Genomic DNA, 21,898 nt, shown 5'->3' on the forward strand with positions numbered 1-21,898 from the left:
CCTTGTGCCGCGATTACCGACTGGTAACGTTTCAGCTGTGCCGATGGCCCCCCAGCCTCCCCTCCTCGGCATCGTGCGCCGGCGTCGATCCGCACCGGCCCTCATCCGGTCCGGGCGCTCCGTCCCGCCCCACCCCCCCCCTCACGAGGTCCCGTCATGACCATGCCCCCCAGGCTCTGCCGCAGCGCCCCCGCGCTCGGCGCCCCGGACCCCATCCGCGCGATCGATCCCCTGACGCGCATGATCGCGGCGAGCATCGCCGATGAGGTCCTGGCCGACCTGTCGCGGGCCCTGAGCACCGAGCGCCCTGAGGCCGAGCTCCCGCTGCTGCTGGCCCGCAGCGCCGAGCACGACGTCTCCGCGCAGGTCTCGCCCGCCCTGGCCTCGATCATCTCGGCGGCTCGCCGCGCCCAGGCGATCTCGAGCGGCTGGTACCGCCCGATCCGGGTCGCACCGGGTCGGGGGGACGCGCCCGCGGTCGACCTCGACCCCGAGGCCCGGCGTGTGGTCCTGCCCCGCGGTACTCGCGCCGACCTGTGGGACATCGGCTGCGCGTGGGCCGCGGACCGCATCATGGCCCGCGTCCAGGAGACGGACCCGTTCGCCTCGCTGGCCGTCGTCGTGGGGCCGGCTGTCGTGGCCGTGGGGGCGGCCTGGGAGATCTCGGAGGCGCTCGACGGCGAGCACACGGTGCTCGACCCGGCGCTGCAGCGCGGAGCCCGCGCCTTCGCCGTGCTCACCGATCAGCGCGCCTCGGCCGGAGCGGAGGTCTGGGACTCGGTGATCGTCTCCGCCGACGACGCGGTCTCGGCCATGGCCTTCGCCGGCTCCGCCGAGGACCTGGGCCGCCTGGCCCCCGAGTGGACGGAGACCGTCGGGGCCCAGGCCGAGCTGCGTCCGGCGCGCCCGTCCCGGCTGTTCGGCCGCCGCCGCGTGCGCACCTCCGCCTGGGCTGCCAAGGGTCTGTGATCCGGCCGACGTCCGGTGCCGAGCGGCCCCGGACGTCGGCGCTCAGCGCCCGAGGTGCTCGACGAGCCGCGGGGCGATGCCGATGTAGGTCTGCGGCGTGAGCTCGGCCAGGCGCGCGGAGGCGGCCTCCGAGAGACCCAGCCCGGCCACGAACTCCTGCAGGCGCTGCTGATCCACGCGGTGACCGCGGGTCAGCTCCTTGAGGCGCTCGTACGGGTTGTCCATGCCGGGCGTCCCGGCGATGGCCTCGGCGCGCATGACCGTCTGGATCGCCTCGCCCAGGACCTCCCAGTTGGCGTCGAGATCCGCCGCGAGCACGTCGTGCGCCACGTCCAGGCGCTCCAGGCCCTTGGCGACGTTCGACACGGCCAGCAGCGAATGCCCCAGGGCCGTGCCGATGTTGCGCTGCGAGGACGAGTCCGTGAGGTCCCGCTGCCAGCGCGAGGTCACGAGCGTGGCTCCCAGCGTGTCCAGCAGGGAGCACGAGATCTCCAGATTGGCCTCGGCGTTCTCGAAGCGGATCGGATTGACCTTGTGCGGCATGGTCGAGGAGCCCGTGGCGCCCTCGACCGGGACCTGGCGGAAGACGCCGATCGAGATGTAGGACCAGACGTCCGTGCAGAGGTTGTGCAGGATCCGGTTGAAGCGCGCCGCGTCCGAGTAGAGCTCGGCCTGCCAGTCGTGGGACTCGATCTGGGTGGTCAGGGGGTTCCAGCTCAGCCCCAGGCCCTCGACGAAGGTCCGGGAGATCTCCTGCCAGTCCGCATCGGGCGCGGCCGTGACGTGCGCGGCATAGGTGCCCGTGGCCCCGTTGATCTTGCCCAGGAACGCGGTCGAGCGGATCCGCTCGAGCTGGCGGCCGAGCCGATGGGCGAAGACCGCGAGCTCCTTGCCCAGGGTGGTGGGGGTGGCCGGCTGGCCGTGGGTGCGCGAGAGCATGGGGGCCTGTGCGGCGTCCTGGGCCATCCGGGCGATCTGCTCCACGAGCGACTGCGCGGCCGGCGCCCAGACCTGCTCGACGGCGTCGCGGATCCCCACGGCGTAGGCGAGGTTGTTGATGTCCTCGGACGTGCAGGCGAAGTGCACGAGGGGCGTCAGGTGCCGCAGTCCCAGATCGGGCAGGCGGCGGCCGATGAAGTACTCGACCGCCTTGACGTCGTGGACCGTGACGGCCTCGATCTCGGCCAGCTCGGCGATCTCCTCGGCGCCGAAGCCCTCGACGATGCCGCGCAGACCGCGGCGCTGCTGCTCATCCAGCGGCTCGAGGCCCGGCAGGGCCCGGCGATCGCACAGGTGGATGAACCACTCGACCTCGACGTGCAGGCGATTGCGGTTCAGCGCCGCCTCCGAGAGATGGTCGATCAGCGGCGCGACGGCGGAGCGGTAGCGCCCGTCCAGGGCCCCGAGGGCGATGGGCGGCTCGACGCCGCCGAGCGGGACGCGGGCCGAGGGGGCGTCGGATGAGGGTGCGGATGACTGAGCCATGCGGACATTCTTCCATCATGGGACGGCCGCGGCGGGCCGCTCGCTCCGGGGCAGGGCGCCGGGGCGCCGTTCCGTCCGGAAGAGGGCGGGAGCCCGGCGCCTGCGACACGGCCCCGGCCTACAGTGGGACGCATGTCCGCCGTCACACCCCGCGCCGCCCTGTCCGCCCTCCCCGCCTACGCCGCGGGCAAGCCCCCGCAGCCCGTCGAGGGGCTCGAGGCCTTCAAGCTGTCCTCCAACGAGAACCCCTGGGGGCCCGTCCCCGCCGCGCGCGATGCCATCGCCGAGGCCGCGGGGCGGATGCACCGGTACCCCGACCCCACCGCCTCGGCCCTGCGCGAGCGCATCGGAGCGCACCTGTCGGTGCCCGCCGAGGACGTCGTGACCGGCGCCGGCAGCCTGGGCGCCCTGACCCAGATCATCGCGGCCTTCGCGGGGACGGCCTCCGACGGGCGGGGCGACGAGGTGATCTACGCCTGGCGCTCGTTCGAGGCGTACCCGATCGTCGTGGGCACCGCCGGCGCCACCGGCGTGCAGATCCCCAACCGGGCCGACGGCTCCCATGACCTCGAGGCCATGCTCGCGGCGATCACGCCGCGGACCCGGGTGATCCTGCTGTGCACCCCCAACAACCCCACCGGCCCGTCGCTGCGCCAGGACGAGACCGACCGGTTCCTCGAGCAGGTCCCGGAGCACATCCTGGTCGTGATCGACGAGGCCTACCAGGAGTTCCAGGGGGATCCGGAGCTGGTCGACGGGGTGCGGACCTGTCGCCGCCGCCCCAACGTCGTGGCGCTGCGGACCTTCTCCAAGGCTCACGGCCTGGCCGGGCTGCGCGTGGGCTACTCCGTCTCCCAGCCGGAGATCACGGCCTCGCTGCGCAAGGTCGCGACCACCTTCGCGGTCACGGACATCGCGCAGGCCGCCGCGATCGCCTCGCTCGATCACCTGGATCAGGTCGAGGAGCGCGTGGGCCGCATCGTGGCCGAGCGCGAGCGGATCCTGGAGCGGCTGGGCGAACTGGGCTGGGACGTGCCCCAGACGCGGGCGAACTTCGTGTGGCTGCCGCTGGGCGACGACGCCCGGCGCTTCGCGGAGATCTGCGCCGGGCAGGCCCTGTCCGTGCGGGCCTTCGACGGGGACGGGGTCCGCGTGAGCGTCGATGTGCCCGAGGCCAACGACAGGTTTTTGGAGATCTGCTCCAACTTCTCACCGGCGCCGCGTCACGTAGGCTCATGAGGCAGCCGCGCCCTCTCCGACGCGCTCGCGTCCGCTGAGGCGGGCGGGGCACGGAGCCGGTGCTCCGGGGTCCGGGCCGGGTGCGCAGACCGATCGCGTGACCACACCTGGAGGTGTCCCATGGCGCAGCCCGAACGGGCCTCCGAGCAGCAGACCTCCGAGCACCGGGCCCCCGAGCAGCAGGCCCGGGAGCAGGGCGGGGGAGCCGGCGAGGTCGGCGCCGGGGCCGCCGCCGACGTGGCCCCCGCCGAGGACGCGCCGGCCCAGGGGACCGCGGGCACGCCTCCGGCGTCCCCGGCCGGGGACGCCGCGCAGGCCGCGGCTCCGGAGGCCGCCGACGCCGAGGTCACGGCCCCCGACCCCCGCGATGCTCGCGCGACGGCGGGCACGGGCGCCCATCCGGCGGCCGTGGCCGCGGCGGTCCCGCTGGTGCAGCTGCTCGACGAGGACGGCGTCCGACACGACGACGAGCGGTTCTCCGCATGGGTCGAGGACATCGACGCCGCCGCCCTGCAGGACATCCACCGCTCGATGGTGCGGGCTCGGCGCCTCGATGAGATGGCCACGTCCCTCCAGCGCCAGGGGCAGCTCGCGCTGTGGCCGCCGCTGCGCGGGCAGGAGGCGGCCCAGGTGGGCTCCGCGCGCGCGATGGGCGAGCACGACCGCGTCTTCCCCTCCTACCGCGAGCACGCGGTCGTGCTGGAGCGCGGCGTCCCCGCGGATCAGGTGATGCTGCAGTTCCGCGGTCATGCCGCCTCCGGCTGGAAGCCCTCCGAGACCGGGACGCACGTGTACTCGCTCGTGCTGGCCTCCCAGGTCCCGCACGCCGTGGGGTATGCGATGGGCATCGATCAGGATCGCCGCCTGGCCGCGGCCGCGGGCGATCCGCTGCCGGAGCGCGGCGCCGTGACGGTCTACTTCGGCGACGGCTCATCGACCGAGGGCGAGGTCCACGAGTCCATGGTCTTCGCCGCCGCCTACGACGCTCCCGTCGTCTTCTTCGTGCAGAACAACCAGTGGGCGATCTCGGTCCCGTTCTCGACGCAGTCCCGCGTCCCCCTGGCGGCCCGGGCCGCCGGCTACGGGTTCGAGGGCGTGCGCGTGGACGGCAACGATCCGCTGGCCGTGCTGGCCGTGACGCGCTGGGCGACGGCCGAGGCCCGCGCGGGGCGCGGCCCGGTGCTCGTCGAGGCGGAGACCTACCGCCTGGGGGCCCACACGACGGCCGATGATCCGACCAAGTACCGGCTCTCGGCGGAGGAGTCCGAGTGGGCGCAGCGCGAGCCGCTGCTGCGCACCCGGGCGCTGCTCGAGCGGGAGCACGGCGTCGAGGCGGCGTGGTTCGAGCAGCTCGAGGAGGAGACCGCCCGGTGGCTGTCCGGGGTCCGCTCCGATCTGCTCGAGTCCGAGCCGGGCGATCTCGATCAGCGCTTCGATGTGGTGTACGCGCAGCACCACCCGCTGGTCGAGGAGGAGCGGGCCTGGTACCGCGACTACCGCGACTCCTTCCTGGACGAGGACGAGCCCGCCGACGCGGACGAGGCGACCGGAGCGCGCAGCGGCGACGAGGGGGAGAGGGCATGAGCGAGCAGCCGCGATCGGACGGGCCGAGCACCATCACCACCACCCTGGCCAAGGCCCTCACGATGGGGATGCGCCGGGCCATGGAGGACGACCCCCGGGTCATGCTCATGGGCGAGGACATCGGATCCCTGGGCGGGGTGTACCGCGTGACCGAGGGGCTCAAGGGGGACTTCGGCTCCCACCGCGTCCTGGACACCCCTCTGGGGGAGGCCGGGATCGTCGGCACCGCGATCGGGCTGGCCATGCGCGGCCACCGGCCGGTCTGCGAGATCCAGTTCGACGGGTTCACGTTCCCCGCCTACAACCAGATGACCACGCAGCTGGCCAAGATGCATGCGCGCACCGACGGCGACGTCGACGTGCCCGTGACGATCCGCATCCCGTACGGCGGGCTCGTGGGCTCGATCGAGCACCACTCGGAATCGCCCGAGGCCCAGTTCTCCCACGTCGCCGGGCTGCGCATCGTCTCGCCGTCGTCCCCTCAGGACGCGTACTGGATGATCCAGCAATCCATCGCCTGCCAGGATCCGGTGATCTTCTTCGAGCCCAAGCGCCGCTACTGGCTCAAGGGCGCCGTGGACCTCGAGCGGCCCAGCACCGAGGACCCGTTCAGCGCTCAGATCCTGCGCCAGGGCTCCGAGCTGACCCTGGTCGCCTGGGGGCCCCTGGTCCCGGTGGCCATGGCCGCGGCCGAGGCCGCCGGGCAGGAGGGCCGCTCGGTCGAGGTGATCGACCTGCGCTCGCTCTCGCCGATCGACACGACCGCGCTGGAGGCCTCCGTGCAGCGCACCGGGCGCATGGTGGTGGCCCATGAGGCGCCGGTGTTCTCCGGGCTCGGCGCCGAGATCGCCGCTCGCATCACGGAGCGCTGCTTCTACAGCCTCGAGGCACCCGTCATCCGCGTGGGCGGCTATCACATGCCGTACCCTCCGGCCGGTGTGGAGGCCTCCCACGTCCCCGATCTCGACCGCGTCCTCGACGGGATCGACCGGGCCTTCGCCTACTAGCCCGTCCCGCGGGCAGGTGCGCGCCGCTCTCCGGCCGCCCCGCCCCTCCGGCACCGCCGCCGACGCAGCACACCGACGAGCGGGTCCCTGCGCACCAGGTCCCGCTCCCGCCCCCAGAAGGATTCGCTCATGGCACAGATCTTCCGCCTCCCCGATGTCGGGGAGGGCCTCACCGAAGCAGAGATCGTCGCGTGGAAGGTCCGCGTGGGCGACGAGGTCGCCGTGGACCAGGCCCTCGTCGAGATCGAGACGGCCAAGTCCCTGGTCGAGCTGCCCTCGCCCTGGGCCGGCACCGTGACCGACCTGCTGGCCCACGAGGGGCAGACCATCGAGGTCGGGGCGGGGCTCGTGTCGATCGGCGAGTCTGCCGAGACCCCGGGCTCCCAGCCCGATCCGGGCTACTCCGCCGGGTCCTCCGGGCGCAGCCGGGTCCGTGCCGATCGCGGCGAGGACGCGGACCCCTCCGTGGCCGCATCCGCCGTCGGCGCCGGCAGCGCCGCGGACGACGCCGAGCCGAGCGGCGGCGAGGGGGAGGAGCCCGAGCAGAAGCCCCTGGTGGGCTCCGGGCCCGCAGCGGATCCGGTCGTGCGCCGCCGGCGCGCGCGCCGTCCCGAGCGGCCCGCGCCGGCGCCGCAGGCCGGCGCCGGGGCCTCGGACGAGGGCGCCGGCGAGCGACCGGTGGCCGAGCCGTCGGGCGGCGGACGGTCCTCGTTCGGCGACGGGATCGCGGACCTCCTCTCGCGCGCGGGGCTGGGGCAGGGCTCCGGGGGACTCGCCGATCGGCTCGCCCGTCAGCCGGGCAGCGGCTCGCGGTCCTCGTCCGGAGCGGCCTCCGACCGGGCCCGGGAGGCCGGGGCGGGCGGGCGCGCAGAGGCGCGGCCGGCGCTGGCCAAGCCGCCGGTGCGCAAGGCCGCCAAGGACATGGGCATCGATCTGCGCGAGGTCGCCGGCACGGGCGAGGCCGGGCAGGTGACCAAGCGCGACCTGCTGGCCTTCGCCGCGCACCTGCGGGAGGTCCCCGACGGCCCCGACGACTTCTGGGTCTCCTCCGGGTCGCCCGGCGCCGGCGACCGGACGCAGCGGATCCCCGTCCGGGGCGTCCGCAAGATCACCGCGCAGAACATGGTCAAGTCCGCCTTCTCGGCGCCCCACGTGTCGATCTTCGTGGATGTCGACGCCTCCCGGACCATGGAGTTCGTGAAGCGGCTCAAGGCGGCCGACCACTTCGAGGGCGTCAAGGTCACGCCCCTGCTGATCCTGGCGAAGGCCGTCATCTGGGCCGCGGCCCGCAATCCGCAGGTCAATGCGACCTGGACGGACCGCGAGATCGTCATCAAGCGCTACATGAACCTGGGCATCGCCGCGGCGACGCCGCGCGGCCTCATGGTCCCCAACATCAAGGACGCGCAGGACATGAGCCTGCGCGAGCTCGCGATCGCCCTCGACGAGCTGACCGCCACCGCACGGGCCGGGCGCACCCAGCCCGGGGACATGCAGAACGGCACGCTGTCGATCACCAACATCGGCTCGCTCGGCATCGACACCGGCACGCCCATCATCAACCCGGGCGAGGTCGCGATCGTCGCCTTCGGCACGATCAAGCAGAAGCCCTGGGTCGTGGACGGGGAGATCATCCCGCGCTGGATCACGACGCTCGGCGGCTCGTTCGACCACCGCGTGGTCGACGGCGATCTCTCGGCTCGGTTCATGGCCGACGTGGCGCGCATCCTGGAGGAGCCCGCCCTGCTGCTCGACTGAGGTCCGGGCAGCCGGGCGGCTGCCGGTCGGCAGCGGCGCCGGCGCTCACGGGTCAGCCGTCTGGCCGGCCTGCAGGCGCCCGGATTCATCCGCGGAAGCAGCCGGGCACGTGCGCCGGCGCCTGCCCCGTCCGCGCCAGCAGCCGCGCCGCGGTTCCGGGGCCCGCGTGGACGATCCCGTGCTGCCGCAGCCGGTGCACGACCGCCTGGACGTGGGCGGGGGAGCCGGGCTCGTCCACCGCGGCGACCACCTCCGCCCAGTCGGCCTCCTCCCATGACCCCACGGCCCTCGCGGCCAGCACCACGGCGGTGAGCTTGGCGCGGTTGCGGATCAGGCCGCGCTCCAGCAGCAGCTCGTCGACGGCCTCGTCGTCGAGCTGGGCCGCGGCGACCGGGTCGAAGCCGGCGAACGCCGCCTCCAGGGAGGCCAGGCGCGACACCGCGGCGCCGGGCGCCAGGCCCGCCTGGAGCAGCTCCAGGGTCAGCGCTCGGAACCACGCACGCACCGAGTCCGGCACGCGGCCCCACTGGTCGTCGTGGTCGGCGAGGACCGCCGCGCTGCTCAGCGCCCACGGGCAGCGGCTCCTGCCGTCGGCGCACCGCACCGCGGACTCGAGCACGGCCGCCGCGCTCTCGGCGGGTGGGCAGGGGCCGGGGCCTCCGGGTGCTCCGGGGCGCCGGCTGCTCTCGTCCGCGGGGGTGCTGAGGGTCTCCATGCCCGGGAGGCTAGGCCGCGGCGGGGCACGCCCCCGATCGGCGGCGGGGGCCTGTGGAGACCTGCGCCTCCCGGGCCCGACGGCCTCGCACTGTGGAGCCGGCTGCCGGGGCGCGAGCGAGCGGCTGCGGCCGCCTGCGTCCGCGACGCGCCCGGCGCCGCCTCAGAACTCGGAGACCTCGCCCGTGCCCTGCGCGATCTCGAGGGCGACGGCATCGTCGTCCTCATGGCCCGGATCATGGACGATCAGCACCGCGGTGGGGTCATCGGCCGTGAAGGCGCGGATCGTGACCGAGCCCGCCTGCGCGGCGTCGAGCACCGCGGCGGCCTGCTCCCCCACGATCCGCAGGATGCGCTGGGGCAGGACCGAGCCGCGCTCGTCGAGGATGTCGACCGAGACGCCGCGCTCGCGGGCTCGCCGGGTCGCCTCGAGCAGCTCGGGCGAGGCGATCGAGCGGCCGCGGATCGAATCGCGCAGCTGGGCCTCCACGAGGCGGAAGCGGGTGACCTCCTCCGGCTCGATGGGCGCCGAGTCGTAGGCGATGCGCTCGAGATGACCGCCGGCGAGCCTCCTGACCTCGTGCACGCGCCGGATCGAGGCGCTGACAGTGTCCTGCTCGGCGTCGTCGTCGGTCCGGGCCGATGCCCCGAGTGCCCGGGCCTCCCGGCGCCGGTCGAGCAGCCGCTCGACCTCGGCGATGAGGATGACGCCGATGACCAGGACCGCCGCGACGGTCGCCAGCGGGGCGGCCCCCATGAGCGGGCCGAGCTCCGAGCGGGCGCCGTGCGTCGCGGCGAGGGCCCCGGTGATGCACAGGAATCCCCAGGCCCAGGCGGTGCGCTGCCGCAGCGCGAGGACGACGACGAAGACATGGAGGCCCTGGAAGGACCAGTGCTCCGAGAGCACGCGGTAGCGGGCGGGATCCGCTTCCCGGGCGAGCGCGAGGCACACGGCCATCGCGAGCACCGAAGCGATCGTCGGCAGCTCGTCCAGGCGGCGCCGCCCGGGCCCGAGCACCAGCACCACGGCGATCAGATAGGCGAAGGAGGACAGCAGGAGGACCTCCGGGGACTCGACCCGCAGCCGCTCGGGCAGCTCGATGAGCAGCGACGGCAGCAGGAACGCCACGACCGCGCCGAGGCGCGCCGCGCTCGTCCTCGCGCGGCTGTCGTGCGACAGCCGCCGGGCGCCCTGGGCCCCGGCCGCGAGCAGCCGCCCGCGGATGCCGCCTCCGGCCTCCGCGCGGTATCGGGCGCCGCCGCGCCTAGTCCGCATGATGGGCATCGCGCGGCCAGACGATCCGGATCCGGGTGCCGCGGCCCGGCGACGACGAGATCTCGACGCGGCCGCCGGCGTTCTCCACATTGCCGATGATGGAGACCCGCACGCCGAGCCGCCGGGAGTCCATCGAGCGCATCTGGAAGCCCCGTCCCCGGTCCTCGATCTCGAAGACCAGGTAGAACCCGAAGGGGTTCAGCGCGGTCGGCGGGCAGGTCCCGCCGTCCATCGAGACGTACGTCGTCGGGGCCCCCGAGTGCCGGGCGCTGTTGGACACGGCCTCGGTCACGGCGTGGATCAGCGCCTCGGAGGTGTCCGAGGGCAGGAACGCCCGCGGATGTCCCATGGGCTGGATCTCGTGCACGAGGAAGCTGAAGCGCACGCGGGAGCGCCAGGGGGTGAGGGCGTCGAGCAGATCGTCCATGAGGGTGTGGACGTACGTCGTGGCGGTGCCCGTGGCGCGCTTCTCCTCGAACTCGAGGACGCTCAGCGCCCGCAGCGACAGCTCGCGGGTCCGCTTGGAGGCCGGACCCGGAGCGCGCGAGGCGTCGAGCAGCGCGGCCATGACGTTGTCGTGGATCAGCCGGTCCAGGCGCTCCTGCTCGTCGGACTGCGTGCGCGAGCGGCGCAGCGCCGTGGCATGGGCGATGGCCGTGCTGTAGTCCGTGTCCGCGTCGTCGGCGGTGCGCAGGATCAGCCTGATGGCCGCGATCAGCAGCAGTGCGTACACGATGTCGATCGCGGCCTGGGCGAGCTCGGCCTGCAGCGGCGGAGTCATCGGCATCCGGAGCACATAGACCCCTGCGGCCAGCACGGCCGCGGTCACCACCGCGATCGCGGTCCCGCTGCTCCACGTGAGCGCGGCGATGGCCGCCGCGATGATGAGGAAGACGGACAGCCAAGGGGGCATGATCTCCCCGGCGGGCCCCCAGACCGGGGCGAGCAGGGCGCAGCAGACCAGGGTCAGGGCTGCGGACAGCGTGGAGGGCCACAGCGCGGCGCGGCGGCGGGCCCCGAAGTAGAAGAGCAGGCCCGCGCAGAGCAGCTGGAGGGCCAGGAACAGCCCGCTCACGAGCAGGGGTGCGCCCGTGAGCGCGCGCATCGAGGGAAGCGCCGAGAGGCAGCCGGCGAAGAGCATCGCCGCCATGCACAGCTGCCCGGTCCAGTGCAGACGGTAGACATTGGGCCCCATGGCCCCGGCGGAGACCGGGGACGGCAGGCGGGAGCGCAGGGACGTCCTGCGGTAGCGCCTGAAGGTCTGCGGAGAGGACCCTGCGGGGTGGCTCATGAGGACGGCCCCGTCCCCCGTGATGGGGCGGATGCGCTGGTCAGCGACGGATCTCCACGTTGTTCACATCCGCCTCGGGATGGACCAGCCCGTCCTCGATCGCGCGGATGCGCAGATCGATCTTGGTCGGCGCCGGGCGGCCGATGCGCGCGTACTTCTCGCGGATCCGGTCGATGTTCGTCTTCACCGCGGACTGCTTGATGCCCATGCGGCGGGCGACCTGCACCTGGGCGAAGCCCGAGGCGTACAGGCGCAGGGTCTCCTGCTCGCGGGGGGAGAGGTTGGCGCGCGCGAACTCGGTGTCGCCGTCGATCGCGGCCGCGAGCTCCTTGGTGATCACCGGCTTGCCGTCGGCGATGTTGCGGGCCTCCTCGATCGCGTGCTCGAGGGGCTCGGACTTGCGCACGAGGCCGAGGGCGCCGGCGCGCAGGGCCTCGCGGATCAGCGCCGCGTTCTCGCCGATCGAGAAGATCAGCACCTTCATCCCGGCTTCGCGCAGGCGCTCGACGTTCTCCGCGGGCCGGGAGCGGTCCGTGAGCGAGAGGTCGAGCAGCACGACGTCGCACTCGATGCGCTTGGCGCCGTGCGCCGTGAGGGCCGCGTTGTCGGGATCGCGCCCGAGCTGGTCGAGCAGACCGGGGACGGTCGAGGCGGAGCCCACCAGCTTGACGTCGGCCTGGGACGTCATGGAGACGAGCCGGATGCCCTCGCGGACGACTTCGTGGTCGTCGACGACGGCGACGAGGGTGGAGGACATGTGACACCTCTGCAGGGTCGGCGGAAACGGTCGGCCTGCGGACCCCGCCCAGCGGACGGGTCGATGACCTCTCAGCCAGGAGGAGCTCATCTGCAGAGGACGGCGCCGCCCCGAACGGCGCGCCCCCGGGCGCAGGATCTCGGCTCAGTCTATGCCAGGGGCACCCCGCTCCAGGGAGCCCGGAGCGGTCATCTCATGAATATGACTTGGAATCTGCGACGAGCCCGCGGGGCCGCGGATGACCTCCCCCGCCCCGCGGCGGGCCCGGCAGCCGGGCTCGCGGCCGGGCGGCCGGTATCCTCTGTCCCATGCCTGAGCAGACAGACGATTCCGGAGCCGCCCAGGGCTCCTCCCGCGACTTCCTGGCCACCAGGCCGTGGACGGCGTCCTACGACGACGGCGTCGCCCACGACATCGAGCTCCCGGACACGTCGCTGATCCACATGCTCGAGCGCTCCGTGGCCGAGAACTCCCAGCGGACCGCCCTCGAGTTCTTCGGGGCGCGGTGGAAGTACTCGCGCCTGGGCGCCGAGGTCGAGCGGGCGGCCGAGGGGCTGCGCCGCCTCGGGGTGCGGCGCGGGGACCGGGTGGCCCTCGTGCTGCCCAACTGCCCGCAGCACATCGTCGCGTTCTACGCCGTCATGCGCCTGGGGGCGATCGCCGTCGAGCACAACCCGCTCTACACCGCGGCCGAGCTGCGCCATCAGTTCGAGGACCACGGGGCCCGGGTCGCGGTCGTGTGGGACAAGGCGGTGGAGACCGTGCGCGCGCTGCCCGGCGACGTCGCCGTGGAGCACATCGTCGCCGTCGACATCACCCAGGCCATGCCGCGGCACATGCGGGCCGCGCTGCGGCTGCCGGTGCGCCGCCTCAAGGAGCAGCGCGCCCAGCTGAGCACTCCTGTCTCCGGGCACACCTCGTGGAAGGAGCTGCTCGACGGCGGGCCGCTGGCCCACGACCATCCCCGTCCGGACGCCCACGACCTGGCGATCATCCAGTACACGTCGGGGACCACCGGGCTGCCCAAGGGCGTCATGCTGAGCCATCGCAACCTCGAATCGAATGCCGTGATGGGCCGCGAGTGGCTGCACACGGGCCACGACGAGGTCATCTACGGCGCCCTGCCCCTCTTCCACGTCTTCGGCATGACGCTCGGCATGACGTTCGCGATGTCGCTCGGAGCGACTCTCGTGCTGTTCCCCACGCCCCGGCCGGACCTCATCGTCGGCGCCATGAAGCGCACCCCGGCCACCGTGCTGCCGGCGGTCCCGCCCATCTACCAGAAGGTGATGGACGAGGCCGACCAGAAGGGCCGCTCCCTGGAGGGGATCACCGTGGGCGTCTCCGGGGCCATGGCGCTGCCCCACCACCTCGTGGAGCAGTGGGAGTCGCACACCGGGGGCATGCTGATCGAGGGCTACGGCCTCACCGAGTGCTCCCCGCTGGTCGCGTGCAATCCCCTCAACGACTCCCGGCGGACCGGCTCGATCGGCATCCCGTTCCCGTCGACCGACATCCGCACCGTCGATCCGGAGACCCTCGAGGACGTCCCCCGCGGCGGGGAGGGCGAGCTGTGGGTCCGCGGCCCGCAGGTCTTCCAGGGCTACTGGAAGCGCCCCGCCGAGACGGCCGAGATCCTGCAGGACGGCTGGCTGCGCACCGGCGACATCGTCACGGTCGACGACGACGGCTTCATCCGGGTCGTGGACCGGCTCAAGGAGCTGATCATCACCGGCGGCTTCAACGTGGCCCCGACCGAGGTCGAGCACGCGCTGACGACCGCCGACGCGGTCGCGGAGGCCGCGGTCGTCGGGCTGCGGGCCGAGGACGGCTCGGAGGTCGTGGTGGCCGCCGTCGTGACCGCGCCGGACCGCAGCTTCGACGAGGCCGCCCTGCGCGAGCACTGCTACGAGAAGGTCACCCGCTACAAGGTCCCGCGACGGGTGATCGAGGTCGAGTCGCTGCCGCGGACCATGCTGGGCAAGATCCAGCGCCGCGAGGTCCGGGAGCAGCTCGAGGAGCTCGACATCGACCTCGCGCGCCGCCGAGGCTAGGAGCCCCATGGAACTGCGCCAGCTGACCTACTTCATCGCCGTCGCGGAGGAGCGCCACTTCGGCCGCGCGGCCAAGCGGCTGCACATCGCGCAGCCGCCGCTGTCGCAGCAGATCCGCCAGTTCGAGGAGCAGCTCGGCGTCAAGCTCTTCGACCGCACCACCCGACGCGTCGACCTGACCGCGGCCGGGGCGCTCATGCTCGAGCGCGGGCGCAGCATCCTCAACGACGTCGAGGCCCTGCAGGCCGACGTCTACCAGGTCGGGCAGGGCGCCACCGGAGTGCTGCACGTGGGCTTCTCCGGGTCCTCGACCTACAGCGTCATGCCCCGCATCGTCCGCGCGGCGGGGGCCGCCTACCCCGGCCTGACCCTCGACCTGCACGGGGAGATGCTGACCCCGCCCATGGAGCGCGGCCTCCTCGAGCACACGCTCGACGCCGCGATCCTGCGCCCCCCGGTCACCAGCCCGGAGGTCGACTTCCGCATCGTGAACAGCGAGCCGCTCGTGGTGGCCCTGCCGGCGCACAGCCCGCTGGCCTCCGACCGGCCGCTGTCCATGGTCGAGCTGACCGAGCAGCGCTTCGTGACCTATCCGCCCGATTCGGTGCTGTACCGCATGACCGCGGATCTGTGCCGGCAGGCGGGCTTCCAGCACCGGGTCGCGCAGATGGCCCAGGAGACCTCCACGATCCTCTCGTTCGTGGCCTCGGGCGGGGGCGTGGCCCTCATGCCCGCCAGCGTGCGCAGCGTGCAGCTCAGCGGCGTGCGCTATCGCGAGCTCGAGGACTCCCCGCGCGCCGAGCTGGCGGTAGCGTGGCGACGCGACGACCGCTCCGAGCTGCTGTCCAACTTCATCCAGCTGGTGACCCAGCTGGCCGATGATCCGAGCGCCGACGACCTGCCCGGATCCGACCCCATCGAAAGGCCGATGCCCTGATGAAGATCGCGAAGATCGAGGCGATCCCGTACACGATCCCCTACGTCTCGCCCCTGCACTTCGCCTCCGGCGCGGTCCACGAGGCGAATCACGTGCTGGTCAGGATGACCACCGAGGACGGCGTGGTGGGCTGGGCCGACACCCCGCCGCGGCCCTACACGTACGGTGAGACGCAGAAGTCGATCGTGGCCGTGATCGAGGACATCTTCGCCCCGCAGCTGCAGGGGGTCTCGGTCTTCGACCGGGAGAAGGCGCAGACCATCATGGCGCGCACGATCCACAACGAGACCGCCAAGGGCGCCGTGGACATCGCCATGTGGGACTGCATCGGCAAGATCCTGGGGCGCCCGGTCTCGGAGCTGCTCGGCGGGTACGCCGATCACATGCGCGTCTCGCACATGCTCGGCTTCAAGCCCGCCCAGCAGCTGCTGGACCTGGCCCTCGAGTTCCGCGAGACCTACGGGATCGACACCTTCAAGCTCAAGACCGGGCGGCGCCCGCTGTCCCTCGACGTCGAGGCGGCCCGCGTGCTGCGCGAGGGCCTGGGGGAGGACACCGAGATCTACATGGACTCGAACCGCGGCTGGAGCGCGAACGAGGCCGCCGAGGTCCTGCGCCGCACCGCGGACCTGGGCCTCACCTTCCTGGAGGAGCCGGACGACGCCCGCGAGGTCCTCGGCCGGCGACGGCTCGTGGAGAAGTCCCCGATCCCGATCGCCGCCGACGAGTCGGCGCCGAACATGGGGGAGGCCGCACGCGAGATCCTCACCGGCGGAGCGAACCTGCTGTGCGTGAAGACCGCCCGCACGGGATTCACCGAGTCGGCCAAGGTCGTGGGCTTCGCGGAGGCCGCCGGCGTGGACGTCTACGTCGGCAACCAGATCGACACCCAGATCGGCTCCGTGGCCTCGGTCGTGTTCGGGGCGGCCTTCGCCCACACCCATCGCCGGGCGGGCGAGCTGTCGAACTTCCTGGACATGGCCGACGACCTGATCGCGCAGCCGCTGAGCATCCGCGAGGGCCGGATCATGGTCCCCGCCGTCCCGGGCGTGGGCACCGAGCCGGACCCGGAGAAGCTCGAGAAGCACCGCGACCGCTGAGCCTCAGAGCTCCCGCCGACCGGGGCCCTCGCCGTCGCGGGCGTAGACCGCGGCCAGCTCGCTGCGCGAGCGCACCCCGAACTTCGCGTAGATGCGGGTCAGGTGGTACTGGACGGTCTTCTCCGCGATGAACAGCGCCTGGGCGACCTCCTTGTTGGTCGACCCGCCCGCGACGAACTGCGCCACGGCCTGCTCCTGGGCCGTGAGCTGGACGGGCTCCGGGCCGCCGTGGGCCGGCTCGGGGATCGGGCGGCGCAGCTCGCTCAGGGCCTCCGGGCCGGTCTGCTCCGCGGCGACCACGAGGGCATTGGCCCCTGAGGCCTTGAGCTCCCGATTGCAGCGCGCCACGTAGGTGTGGGCGCCCAGCGAGGCGTAGAGCTCGCGCGCCGAGCGCAGGATCCGGGAGGCCAGCCGCCGCTTGCCGGCCCGGCGCATGCTCTGCCCGTAGGCGAAGCGGATCCGCGCCTCGAGGTAGGGGCGCCGGCGCGAGCGCAGCGCATCGAGGGCGCGCTCGTACATCTGCTGCGAGGCCTCGACCTCGCCGCGGGCGGCCAGCAGACGGCCCTCGGCCCAGGCCAGGCGCGCTGCATCGGCGGGGAAGGGGTCGGGGCGGGCGATGGACTTCAGCTCCCCCAGGAACTCCTCGGCCTCGTCGAGCTGATCCGACATGACCAGCGAGTTCACGAGGGTGTCCTGCCAGCTCCAGAACGGCTCCCGATCGGCCGAGACGGGATCCGCGGCGCGCAGCGGGCGCAGCGCCTCCAGCGCGCTCTCGTAGTCCGCGCGCGCCTCGTGGTACCGGGCGCGGGCCAGGGCCGCGGGCACCGTCATGCTGCGGTAGCCGTCGGCGGGGACCGCCGTCAGGGACAGGAAGTGCTCGGCGCGGTCCCAGTCCCCCCGCATGGCATTGAGCTCCGCGGCCGTCCAGTAGAGCAGCGGGCGCATCAGGCGCATCCCGGAGGACTCCAGGCGCACCGAGGCGTGCGCGATCGTGGCGGCCGCGGCATCCCAGTCGCCCAGCACGAGCTGGCAGCGCGCGAGCCAGGACTCGGCCCACAGGGACACGCGCAGCGAGCCGCCGCGGTACTCGGTCGGCACCGCCTCCTCGAAGCGCAGCCGCGCCGTCTCGACGTCGTCCGTGCGCAGCGCCAGCCAGGCGTAGCCCATGAGCAGCCGCTGCTCCTGGGCGTTGCCGGCGGTCGAGCCCAGGCCGCTCACGTACGAGCCCTCGGCCTCGTGCAGGCGCCGCGACGCGTACAGCCCCAGCCCGTACATGGCGCGGGATTCCACGTGCACCGGATGGGGGGCCTCGACGAGGGCCGAGGCCCGCTCGCCCCAGGAGACGATGCCCTCGCCGTCCCAGTCCGCCAGGCAGTGCAGCGTGCGGCGCAGGGCGATCCCGGCGGCATCGATCGGATCCATGTCCTCGCGCACCGTGCGCCAGGCCATCTCGAGCTGGGCGGCGGCGGTGGCCCGGCGCCCGGTGACGACGGCGAGATAGCCCAGGACCGAGGCGCGCAGGGGAGAGGGAGGCATGGCCTCGACCATGCCGACGAGGCTCGAGGCCTGGGTGATGTCACCGGCCCCGATCAGGGCGTCCACGCCGCGCAGCAGCCGCAGCTCGCCGTCGCGGCGGTCCATGGACAGCCGGGCCGCGGAGAGCATGGCCGAGGCGACCTCCGACCAGACCCCGTCGGCGGCCTGCTGCTGCGCGTAGGCCTCGAGGCGCCGGGCGAGCAGCTCCTGGGGGCCCGGCGAGGCGGAGACCAGGTGCCCGAGCCGCTCCCCCTCGTCGGTCGCGATCGAGGCCGCCGCACGATGCAGGGCGATGCGCCGGGTCGGGGCGATCTGCTCGTAGACGGCCGCCGCGGCGCTGGGCTCGACGAAGTTCACCGTCGAGGCGCGGCGTCCCGTGCTCAGGTGCAGCAGCCCCGAGAGATGGCCCTCGTCGACCACCGGGAGCAGGTGCGAGATCTCCGCGACCGCGGCGATGCGGTGCAGCGGCGCGTCCGCGCCCAGGACGGCGACGGCCTCGGCCGTGCGCACGAGCTCGGGGGAGGCCTGCTCGAGCTGCGAGGCGACTCGGGCCCGCATGCGCCGCGACGGGGGCAGCGCCGGCAGCCAGCCGTGCCACTGCTCGGCGGGGACCTCCTGCAGCAGCTCGACGATGCTCTGCGGGTGGCCCTGCGTGTGCCGCAGCAGCTCGTGGGCCGTGGTCATGCTCAGATCCGCCCCGATGATCTCCCGCCCCAGCGCCGCGACCGCCTCGACGTCCAGCGGCGGCAGATGCAGGACCTCCGTGGGGTAGCTCGTCAGGTGGTCGATGACCCCGGCGGGCAGCCGGGCGGACTGCTCCAGGTCCACGGCGAGGAGGAGCAGCACCTTGGACTGGTGCAGGCGGCGGGCCGTGAAGATCAGGATCCGCAGCGACGCCTCGTCGAGCCACTGGAGGTCGTCGACCACGACGACGACCGGGCCGCGGCGCTGCTGGGACTCGAGGTGGGTCTGCAGGGTCTGCGCGTAGTTCAGCGTCTGCTCGTGGTTCAGCCGCGTCGCGACGCGGGAGGGCGGCTGGGGCCCGCCGTCGAAGCCGGCGGGCCTGCGCAGCGGAGCGCTGCCCATGAGCTGGGTGTACCCGGCCAGCGGCAGATCGGCCTCCCAGTCGCTGCCGCTGGCGGAGAGCACGCTCAGCCCGCGCGACGGCAGCCGGTCCAGCAGCTCGCGGATCAGCCGGGACTTGCCGATGCCCACCGGCCCGGTGAGCACGGCCGTGCGCGGATGGCCGCGGCGCACCTCCTGGAACAGGCGCAGCAGATGCTCCAGCTGCGCGTCGCGTCCCGTGAGCGCGGCGTCGCCGAGGCGTCCGGGGGGATCCAGTGGCATGCGCCCGATCATAGCCAGGCAGCCCGGGGACGGTCCCGCCCGCCCGCGGGCGGGACGGGGCAGAGGCAGAGGGGCAGAGGTCCCGGGGCGCGGAGGCCGCAGGAGCCGGGCGCCTCGCGATGAGGCGCCCGGCTCCTGCGGGTGCGGCGGCCGCTGCGCGGCGAGGGAGCTCAGCCCTGGTCGCCGCCGCCCACCGGCAGCACGGAGCCGGTGATGTACGAGGCCTCGTCCGAGGCGAGGAACACGATCGGAGCGGTCTGCTCCTCGAGGGTCCCGTACCGCTTCATGAACGAGGAGCTGACGGTCTGATCCACGATGGTGCGGTACCAGGCCTCCTCCTGCTCGCCCTCGGGGCCCGGCCCCCGCTGGACCGCCCGCGGGGGCGCCAGCGTGCCGCCCGGGGCAGTGGCCACCACGCGGATGCCGCGCTCGGCCACCTCGAAGGCCAGCGCCTTGGTCAGCGCGTTGACGCCGCCCTTGGCCGCCGCGTAGGGCACGCGGTTGAGGCCTCCCGTGGCCACGGAGGACACGTTGACGATCGTCCCGGAGCCGGCCTCGAGCATGGGCGCGAGCACCGCATGGCACGAGTACAGCGTGGGGAACAGCGAGCGCCGGATCTCCTTGTCGATCTTCTCGACGTCGTACTCCTCGTACGGACGGGCCCAGATGGTCCCCCCGACGTTGTTGATGAGCACGTCGATCCGGCCGTGCGCCTCCAGCGCGGCGGCGACGAACTGCTCCGCGCCGGAGGCCTGCTCCAGGTCCACGCCGGTCACGGCCGTGGCCCGCCCGGAGCCCGCGTCCGCGCGCTCGTTGATGCCGTCGGCGACCTCCTCGGCGATCTCGGAGCGGTCCACGAGCACGACCGTGCCGCCCTCCGCCGCCACGCGCTCGGCGACGGCGCGCCCGATCCCCTGGGCGGCGCCCGTCACGACGACGACCTTGCCGTCGAAGCGCCCCGGGCTCAGGGCCGCGGGCCGTTGCGCGCCGGTCTCGGCGGTCGGCATGCCCGAGACGTCGGTGCCGGTCGCCCCGGGCGTCCCGGGATCCTTCTGCCGGTCCTGGCCCGCCATCATGCCTCCGGGCCGGCGGCGGCGTCCGGCTTCTCGGTCGCGGAGTCGTCGTGGGCGTCGACGGCGGTGTCCATGGTCTGCTTGGCCTGCACCGTGTGGGACTGGACCAGCTCCAGGACCTTGTCGAGCTCGCCGGCGCGCATGAGCTCGACGAGCTCGTGGTGATCCCGCACCACGGACTCGAAGATCACGCCGCCGTTGTCGAGCGCCTCGCGCATGTGGGTCGGGGTGTCCAGGCCCTGGTACGCGGTGAGCAGCGCCGGGTTGTCGGCGACCGTGAACGGGTACTCGTGGAAGTCGTAGTTGGCGTCCACGAAGGCCTGGGCGTCGACGAGCTTGCCGTCCTCGACCGTGCCGTCGCACTTGTCCGCCAGGCGAGCCCAGTTGTCGAGCTGCTCCTCCGTCAGCTTGCCGATCAGCAGCCGCGCCGCGGCCGTCTCGAGGCCCGCGCGGGCGTCGAGGTGCGCCGCGGTGTCGACCTTGCCGAACTTCAGCACGCCGGTCTCCATGGACGAGACGGCCGCCTCCTGCGAGGTGTTCTCGTCGATCTGGTCGGAGGAGACCGGGGCGCCCGTCTCGTCGTCGCCGCCCGTGGTGCCCTTGGGCGCGAAGCGCTCGAAGTAGAAGTTCGCCGGGTTCACCTGCTCGTCCTCGAGCCACTTGGACACGGCGTTGACCATGGGGGGCGGGCCGCACAGGTAGATGTCGACATCGCCGTCGGCGAGGTGCTCCGGCTCGGTGATCTGCGTGACGTAGCCGGTGTGCGGGGCGGAGGTCCCCTCCTCGGAGGCGATGTAGTCCCAGGTGAAGTCCGACAGGCGGTCCTCGTAGGCCTTGAGCAGGTCGAGCCCGACGATGTCGGCCTCGCGGGTCACGCCGTAGATGAGGTGCACGGGCTGATCGGTCCCGGAGTCCGCGAGCTTCTCGAGGATCGACAGCAGCGGCGCCAGGCCGGTGCCGCCGGCCAGCAGGAGCAGGCGGCGCTTGGGCTCGCGCAGGAAGAAGGAGCCGAAGGGGCCCGAGAACTCGATCTCGTCGCCCTCCTGCGCGCGGTCGCGCAGGTACTCCGACATGGCGCCCTTCTCCGAGATGCGGACCATGAAGGTGGTCTCGTCGGTGTCGGGGCCGCTGGACATCGAGTACGAGCGGACCTCGTCCGTGCCCGGGACCTTGATGTTCACGTACTGGCCCGGGAGGAAGGCCAGCTCGTCGCGGTTGGGGACGTCGATGCCGAAGGAGATCGTGGAGTCCGAGTGGCGCTCGATCCGGTCGACCTTCCCCTGGAAGGTCACGGCGGAGGTCTTGGCGATCTCGGACGTGCTCGGGATGTTCACCGACATGTCCGACTCGGGCATGGCCTGGCACGTGAGGACGTAGCCCTTCTCGAGCTCGTCCTCGGTCATCGCGTCGTCGATGAAGTCCCCGGGATCGAAGTCGCCCGATTCGCAGAAGGACTTGCAGGTGCCGCAGGCGCCGTCGCGGCAGTCGGACGGGATGTTGATCTTCGCCTTGAACGCGGCGTCCATGATGGTCTCCATGTCACCCACCTTGATGACCTTGGTGACGCCGTCCTCGAAGTTCAGTGCGACCTGGTTGGGCATGGTCTTCTCCTCGTCCTCTGCGGCGCTGCGGCCGCGTCAGGAAGTGCATGGGGCGGAAAGGGCGCGGAGGCGGTGCTGCGCTGCGCGCCTTCCGTGGTCTCGGATCGGCCCGGGGAGCTCCCGGGCCGGGGGCGGAGCGCCCGGCACAGGGGCGGCCCGCGGAACGGCCG

16 protein-coding genes are annotated in these 21,898 nt (G+C 73.1%); 8 read left to right on the forward strand and 8 right to left on the reverse strand.

Going from position 1 to position 21,898, the window contains the following annotated elements:
• Nucleotides 1-162 precede the first annotated feature (162 nt).
• Nucleotides 163-969 (forward strand): serine/threonine-protein kinase, encoded by an 807-nt coding sequence (locus tag FSY66_RS02595; protein ID WP_144791012.1) that lies wholly within the window; start codon nucleotides 163-165, stop codon nucleotides 967-969.
• A gap of 42 nt (nucleotides 970-1,011) precedes the next feature.
• Here the strand turns inward: FSY66_RS02595 and purB are convergent, their stop codons facing one another.
• On the reverse strand, nucleotides 1,012-2,454 hold the full coding sequence (gene purB / locus FSY66_RS02600) for an adenylosuccinate lyase (RefSeq protein WP_144791014.1): 1,443 nt from the start codon (nucleotides 2,452-2,454) through the stop codon (nucleotides 1,012-1,014).
• Between the two features lie 132 nt (nucleotides 2,455-2,586).
• Here purB and FSY66_RS02605 point away from each other — a divergent pair, with 132 nt between their 5' ends.
• The 4 genes from FSY66_RS02605 to FSY66_RS02620 all read left to right on the forward strand — a co-directional run bounded on the left by FSY66_RS02605 (nucleotide 2,587) and on the right by FSY66_RS02620 (nucleotide 8,042).
• Complete coding sequence (locus FSY66_RS02605; protein ID WP_144791017.1) at nucleotides 2,587-3,693, forward strand: histidinol-phosphate transaminase; 1,107 nt, start codon at nucleotides 2,587-2,589, stop codon at nucleotides 3,691-3,693.
• A 120-nt stretch (nucleotides 3,694-3,813) separates the two neighbouring features.
• Nucleotides 3,814-5,277 carry a thiamine pyrophosphate-dependent enzyme gene (locus tag FSY66_RS02610; RefSeq protein WP_222115500.1) on the forward strand — a complete coding sequence of 488 codons (1,464 nt, stop codon included), beginning with the start codon at nucleotides 3,814-3,816 and terminating at the stop codon, nucleotides 5,275-5,277.
• Nucleotides 5,274-6,284 (forward strand): alpha-ketoacid dehydrogenase subunit beta, encoded by a 1,011-nt coding sequence (locus tag FSY66_RS02615; RefSeq protein WP_144791019.1) that lies wholly within the window; start codon nucleotides 5,274-5,276, stop codon nucleotides 6,282-6,284. Before FSY66_RS02610 ends, FSY66_RS02615 begins: the two co-directional genes overlap by 4 nt.
• Before the next feature lie 129 nt (nucleotides 6,285-6,413).
• Nucleotides 6,414-8,042, forward strand: coding sequence for a dihydrolipoamide acetyltransferase family protein (locus FSY66_RS02620; RefSeq protein WP_144791022.1), 1,629 nt, complete (start codon nucleotides 6,414-6,416; stop codon nucleotides 8,040-8,042).
• An 85-nt stretch (nucleotides 8,043-8,127) separates the two neighbouring features.
• Here the strand turns inward: FSY66_RS02620 and FSY66_RS02625 are convergent, their stop codons facing one another.
• From FSY66_RS02625 to FSY66_RS02640, 4 genes are all read right to left on the reverse strand, one after another.
• Complete coding sequence (locus FSY66_RS02625; protein ID WP_144791024.1) at nucleotides 8,128-8,757, reverse strand: DNA-3-methyladenine glycosylase I; 630 nt, start codon at nucleotides 8,755-8,757, stop codon at nucleotides 8,128-8,130.
• A gap of 162 nt (nucleotides 8,758-8,919) precedes the next feature.
• Nucleotides 8,920-10,032 (reverse strand): hypothetical protein, encoded by a 1,113-nt coding sequence (locus FSY66_RS02630; RefSeq protein WP_144791026.1) that lies wholly within the window; start codon nucleotides 10,030-10,032, stop codon nucleotides 8,920-8,922.
• Nucleotides 10,022-11,323 carry a sensor histidine kinase gene (locus FSY66_RS02635; RefSeq protein ID WP_144791028.1) on the reverse strand — a complete coding sequence of 434 codons (1,302 nt, stop codon included), beginning with the start codon at nucleotides 11,321-11,323 and terminating at the stop codon, nucleotides 10,022-10,024. Before FSY66_RS02635 ends, FSY66_RS02630 begins: the two co-directional genes overlap by 11 nt.
• A 40-nt stretch (nucleotides 11,324-11,363) precedes the next feature.
• A complete protein-coding gene (locus tag FSY66_RS02640; RefSeq protein ID WP_144791030.1) occupies nucleotides 11,364-12,080 on the reverse strand; it encodes a response regulator transcription factor in 717 nt (238 codons plus the stop codon).
• Nucleotides 12,081-12,388: 308 nt separating this feature from the next.
• Here FSY66_RS02640 and FSY66_RS02645 point away from each other — a divergent pair, with 308 nt between their 5' ends.
• From FSY66_RS02645 to FSY66_RS02655, 3 genes are read left to right on the forward strand one after another with little or no spacing between them, the layout of a single operon-like run.
• Nucleotides 12,389-14,134, forward strand: a complete 1,746-nt coding sequence (locus FSY66_RS02645) for a long-chain-fatty-acid--CoA ligase (protein ID WP_144791032.1) — start codon at nucleotides 12,389-12,391, stop codon at nucleotides 14,132-14,134.
• Nucleotides 14,135-14,141: 7 nt separating this feature from the next.
• A complete protein-coding gene (locus FSY66_RS02650) occupies nucleotides 14,142-15,071 on the forward strand; it encodes a LysR substrate-binding domain-containing protein (protein ID WP_144791034.1) in 930 nt (309 codons plus the stop codon).
• On the forward strand, nucleotides 15,071-16,171 hold the full coding sequence (locus FSY66_RS02655) for a mandelate racemase/muconate lactonizing enzyme family protein (protein ID WP_144791036.1): 1,101 nt from the start codon (nucleotides 15,071-15,073) through the stop codon (nucleotides 16,169-16,171). The genes FSY66_RS02650 and FSY66_RS02655 overlap by 1 nt, the downstream gene beginning before the upstream one ends.
• A 3-nt stretch (nucleotides 16,172-16,174) precedes the next feature.
• On the opposite strand, the gene FSY66_RS02660 is transcribed toward FSY66_RS02655, so the two are convergent.
• From FSY66_RS02660 to benC, 3 genes are all read right to left on the reverse strand, one after another.
• Nucleotides 16,175-19,054: a helix-turn-helix transcriptional regulator gene (locus FSY66_RS02660; protein ID WP_144791038.1), complete on the reverse strand. Its 2,880-nt coding sequence runs from the start codon at nucleotides 19,052-19,054 to the stop codon at nucleotides 16,175-16,177.
• Between the two features lie 170 nt (nucleotides 19,055-19,224).
• Complete coding sequence (locus FSY66_RS02665; protein ID WP_313955530.1) at nucleotides 19,225-20,130, reverse strand: 1,6-dihydroxycyclohexa-2,4-diene-1-carboxylate dehydrogenase; 906 nt, start codon at nucleotides 20,128-20,130, stop codon at nucleotides 19,225-19,227.
• Nucleotides 20,127-21,728: a benzoate 1,2-dioxygenase electron transfer component BenC gene (benC, locus tag FSY66_RS02670; protein ID WP_144791040.1), complete on the reverse strand. Its 1,602-nt coding sequence runs from the start codon at nucleotides 21,726-21,728 to the stop codon at nucleotides 20,127-20,129. Before benC ends, FSY66_RS02665 begins: the two co-directional genes overlap by 4 nt.
• Between the last annotated feature and the right edge of the window lie 170 nt (nucleotides 21,729-21,898).

The sequence above is a fragment of the Kocuria palustris genome, from assembly GCF_007666205.1.
Lineage (GTDB): Bacteria > Actinomycetota > Actinomycetes > Actinomycetales > Micrococcaceae > Kocuria > Kocuria palustris_A.